The organism is Streptomyces sp. BR123 (genome assembly GCF_013401435.1).
Lineage (GTDB): Bacteria > Actinomycetota > Actinomycetes > Streptomycetales > Streptomycetaceae > Streptomyces.
This window is the reverse complement of record NZ_JACBGN010000421.1, coordinates 1-4,696: the sequence shown is the minus strand read 5'-3', so window position 1 is coordinate 4,696 and position 4,696 is coordinate 1. Positions and strand designations below refer to the sequence as shown.

Here is a 4,696-nt window from a genome sequence, read left to right as displayed (position 1 = left end):
GCCCGGCGCCGGGCCGCCAGCGGCGACGGCCCCCACCGGCCGGCCCGGATTCCTGGCCCGCCTGCTCGGCCGCACCGCCGGCCCGAGCGCATCCCCGACCCCGACGCCGACGTCCTCCCGCACCGCGAGCGTCCCGGACGCCTCCTCCCCGGACGCCTCCCCGGTGGCCCTGGCCCGCGCCCTCTCGGTGCGCCGAGGCAGGGCGGAGGTCCTGCACGGCATCGGCCTCGCGGTGGCGGCCGGTGAGACGGTGGCGCTGATGGGCCGTAACGGCGCAGGCAAGTCCACGCTCCTCGGCGCCCTGGTCGGCACCCTGGCCCCGGCCGGCGGCGAGGTGTCGGTCGGCGGCCGGGTGCCGCACCGCACCCCGCCGGCGGAGATGGTGCGCCGCGCGGGGCTGGTTCCGCAGGAGCCCCGCGACCTGCTGTACGCGGACACGGTGGCCGCCGAGTGCGCGGCCGCGGACGCCGACGCCGGGGCGGCGCCCGGCACCTGCCGGGGCCTGGTGTCGGCGCTGCTGCCCGAGGTGGCCGACGGCACCCACCCCCGCGACCTGTCCGAAGGGCAGCGGCTCGCCCTCGCCCTGGCCCTGGTGCTGACCAGCCGGCCGGCGCTGCTGCTGCTCGACGAGCCGACCCGCGGCCTGGACTACGCGGCCAAGGCCCGGCTGATCGGGATCCTGCGCGGGCTCGCCGCCGAGGGGCATGCGATCGTCCTGGCCACGCACGACGTGGAGCTGGCTGCGGAGCTGGCCCACCGGGTGGTCATCCTGGCGGGCGGCGAGATCGTCGCGGACGGGCCGACCGCCGAGGTCGTGGTGTCGTCGCCGGCGTTCGCACCGCAGGTGGCCAAGATCCTGGCGCCCGGCCACTGGCTCACCGTGCCGGAGGTCGCCGCCGCCCTGGCGGCTGCCGCACCGCCCGACGTGCCCACGGCCGGGGGCAGCAGCCCGTCCGCTCCGGGTGCACCGGAGGAAGCGCCGTGAACCACCCCGCGAACCAGGCGCTGAGCCACCGCGCGAACCGACCTGCGAACCGCCCCGCGAACCGCCCCGCGAACCGCCCCGTGCGGATCGGCGCGCGGGCCGCGGCCGCCCTCGTCCTCGTCACCCTGATCGGGATCGCCGCGTTCGGCTGGCCGCTGCTCGCCGACCGCCAATCGGGGCTGGCCCACTCCCAGGACGCCCCCTGGCTCTTCGCGGCGCTGCTCCCCCTCCTCGTGGGCGTGGTCGTCGCGACCATCGCCGACCAGGGCATGGACGCCAAGGCGGTGGCGATGCTCGGTGTGCTCGCCGCGGTGGGCGCCGCCCTGCGGCCGCTGGGTGCGGGGACGGCCGGCCTGGAGCCCATGTTCTTCCTGATGGTGCTCAGCGGCCGTGTCCTCGGCCCCGGATTCGGTTTCGTCCTCGGCTCGGTGACGATGTTCGCGTCGGCCCTGCTCACCGGCGGCGTCGGGCCGTGGATGCCGTTCCAGATGCTGGCCCTGGGCTGGTTCGCGCTGGGCGCCGGGCTGCTGCCCGGGCCGGAGCGGATCCGGGGCCGGGCGGAGCTGGCGATGCTGGCGGCGTACGGGTTCGCGGGCTCGTTCGCGTACGGGACGATCATGAACCTGCAGGGCTGGGTCCTGCTGCAGGGCATGGGCCAGGGCGTCTCGTTCCAGCCGGGGGATCCGGTCGCGGCGAACCTGGCGCGGTTCCTGGCGTACTGCCTGGCGACCTCGCTGGGCTGGGACCTGGGCCGGGCCGTGCTGACGGTCGTACTGATCCTCACCCTCGGCGGCACGCTGCTGAAGGCACTCCGCCGAGCGACTCGGAAAGCGGCGTTCGACGCCCCCGCCTCCTTCGATTCAGGGCAGGAAGTGGCCCGGGACACACGCTGAAAAAGGTACAAGCGGCCACATAAGGTGACATTCGACCCCTCCGGCGGTGAGGCGCCCCACAGGACCCACGTCACATACGGCCCGCCCTAGTAGGCCCCGCGGCCACCCGCCGCCGGCCCCGCACCGCCCCATTCCTGCACCGGGACCACCGGCCCGCCGACACACGGGCCGGCCCGGACTGCGAGGGCCCGTAGTAGACGGGGGGCTTTGCCAGGGCGGCGGCGGCCTGGCTAACTGGTGTTGTCGCCGAGGCGGCCGGGGCGCACAGCCCCCCGCCGGGACGAACCCCTCTCCTTCGCGTGAGTGGCTCACGCATGTCTTCGGCATGCCGCGACCGACCTCGTCCCCTACGGAAGGCTTTCCGTGTCCAACGCCGTCATCCGCCGCATCGCCGCTTCGAAGAAGACCCTCGCGGGCACCGTGATCGGCCTTGCCGCCGCCGGTTCCATGCTGGCCGCCGTTCCGGCCCAGGCCGCCCCCACGAGCGCCAAGGCGATCGCCCAGCAGATGATCAAGGACCCGGCGCAGTTCGCGGCCTTCAACAACATCGTTTCCCGCGAGAGCGGCTGGGACCACACCGCCACGAACGCGTCCTCCGGCGCGTACGGCCTGGTCCAGGCCCTGCCGGCGTCGAAGATGGCCTCCGCCGGTGCCGACTGGAAGACCAACCCGGCCACCCAGATCAAGTGGGGTCTGGACTACATGAACGAGCGCTACGGCTCCCCGGTCGAGGCCTGGAACTTCTGGCAGGCCAACCACTGGTACTAAGCCGGTGGAACCACACGGACTCGATCGCCAAGGCCCCGGTGGCCGGCCTCCCCAGGCCGGCCACCGGGGCCTTCGCCTTCCCATCCCATCCCACAGGGTTCGTGCGGCGCCGAAGGCGCCCTGTCCTGCGGCCCGCGGCCTTACGGCCACGGCCTCACAGCCTCTGGATGATCGTGCCGGTGGCCTGCGCACCGCCCGCGCACATGGTGATCAGGGCGAATTCCTTGTCGCGGCGTTCCAGCTCGTGCAGCGCGGTGGTGATCAGGCGGGCGCCGGTGGCGCCGACGGGATGGCCGAGGGCGATGCCGCCACCGTTGACGTTGACCTTGTCGAGGTCCTGCTCGAAGACCCGGGCCCAGCTGAGCACGACGGAGGCGAAGGCCTCGTTGATCTCGACGAGGTCGATCTCCTTGAGGGACATCCCGGCCTTGCCGAGCACGGCCCGCGTCGCGTCGATCGGGCCGTCCAGGTGGTAATGGGGATCGGCGCCGACGAGGGCCTGGGCGACGATCCGGGCGCGCGGCTTGAGCCGCAGGGCGCGGGCCATCCGGCGGGAGGCCCACATCACGGCGGCGGCGCCGTCCGATATCTGGGAGGAGTTCCCGGCGGTGTGCACCGCCGTCGGCATGACCGGTTTCAGCCCGGCCAGGGCCTCCATGTCGGTGTCGCGCAGGCCCTCGTCGCGGTGGACCAGGCGCCACATTCCCTGGCCCGCCGCCTGCTCCTCCTCGGTCGTGGGGACCTGGACGGCGAAGGTCTCGCGCTTGAACCGCTCCTCGGCCCAGGCGGTGGCCGCCCGCTGCTGGGAGAGCAGCCCGAGCCGGTCGACGTCCTCGCGGGTCAGGCCCCGGCGGCGGGCGATCCGCTCGGCGGCCTCGAACTGGTTGGGCAGGTCGACGTTCCACTCGTCCGGGAAGGGCTTGCCGGGGCCGTGCTTGGATCCGGATCCCAGCGGCACCCGGCTCATCGACTCGACGCCGCAGGCGATGCCGATGTCCATGACCCCACCGGAGATCATGTTGGCGACCATGTGGTTGGCCTGCTGGGAGCTGCCGCACTGGCAGTCCACGGTCGTCGCGCCGGTCTCGTACGGAAGTCCCATGGCGAGCCAGGCGGTCCGGGCGGGGTTCATCGACTGCTCGCCGGCGTGGGTGACGGTGCCGGCGACGATCTGCTCGACGCAGTCCGGCTGGATGCCCGTCCGGGCGAGGAGCTCGCGGTAGGTCTCGCCGAGCAGGTAGGCGGGATGGAGGTTGGCGAGCGTGCCCCCGCGCTTGCCGATGGGCGTGCGTACTGCTTCGACGATGACGGGTTCCGCGGCCATGAGCTCGTCCTCTCCTGCGCAGTGCCGGCACGGCGGGCCGTCCCGGCGCCCCGCCTGAACTAGTACGCGTTCTAGTTCTCCCCGCAGTCTTATGACCCTCGGGCCCGGCACGCAAGGGTCTTGCACTCGGCCTCCACGGATTCCCCACGCAACAGTCGATGCGCAAGCCCTTGTCACTTCTAGAACTCGTTACTACGTTTCAGCCACTTCAACTTCCTGATGGTCCGTCAGTCTTGGAGTCGCCCGATGACCTGTCCCGCGCTGCCCGAGGGCTTCGACGCCACCGACCCCGACCTCCTCCAGGACCGTGTCCCGCTCCCCGAGTTCGCAAGGATCCGGCAGACCGCGCCCGTGTGGTGGTGCGCCCAGCCGCGCGGCATCACCGGGTTCGACGACGAGGGCTACTGGGCCGTGACCCGGCACGCGGACGTCAAGTACGTCTCCACGCACCCGGAGTTGTTCTCGTCCTCGGTCAACACCGCCATCATCCGCTTCAACCCGCACATCCATCGCGAGCAGATCGAGGCCCAGCGCCTGATCATGCTGAACATGGACCCGCCGGAGCACACCCGCGTACGCCAGATCGTGCAGCGCGGCTTCACCCCGCGGGCGATCCGGGGCCTGGAGGGCGCCCTGCGCGAACGGGCGCGGAACATCGTGGCGCAGGCGCGCGCGGCGGCGCAGGCGGCGGGCGGCGGCGACCGCGGCGGGGACAGCGGCGGGGAC

The 4,696-nt window shown here is 73.1% G+C and carries 4 protein-coding genes and 1 pseudogene; 4 read left to right on the top strand and 1 reads right to left on the bottom strand.

Annotation, left to right across the window (positions count from 1 at the left end):
* The 3 genes from HYE82_RS34135 to HYE82_RS34125 all read left to right on the top strand — a co-directional run.
* A partial coding sequence (locus HYE82_RS34135; RefSeq protein WP_179178101.1) for an ATP-binding cassette domain-containing protein occupies positions 1-985 on the top strand: 985 nt, incomplete at its 5' end.
* A 20-nt stretch (positions 986-1,005) separates the two neighbouring features.
* Positions 1,006-1,878, top strand: a complete 873-nt coding sequence (locus tag HYE82_RS34130; RefSeq protein ID WP_179178103.1) for an ECF transporter S component — start codon at positions 1,006-1,008, stop codon at positions 1,876-1,878.
* 363 nt (positions 1,879-2,241) lie between these two features.
* Entirely contained in the window at positions 2,242-2,646 is a 405-nt protein-coding gene (locus HYE82_RS34125) for a transglycosylase SLT domain-containing protein (protein ID WP_309144546.1), read from the top strand.
* A 154-nt stretch (positions 2,647-2,800) separates the two neighbouring features.
* Here the strand turns inward: HYE82_RS34125 and HYE82_RS34120 are convergent, their stop codons facing one another.
* On the bottom strand, positions 2,801-3,970 hold the full coding sequence (locus tag HYE82_RS34120) for a steroid 3-ketoacyl-CoA thiolase (RefSeq protein ID WP_179178100.1): 1,170 nt from the start codon (positions 3,968-3,970) through the stop codon (positions 2,801-2,803).
* A 246-nt stretch (positions 3,971-4,216) separates the two neighbouring features.
* On the opposite strand from HYE82_RS34120, the pseudogene HYE82_RS34115 reads away from it, so the two are divergent.
* A pseudogene (locus HYE82_RS34115) lies at positions 4,217-4,696 on the top strand (cytochrome P450); the annotation flags it as partial.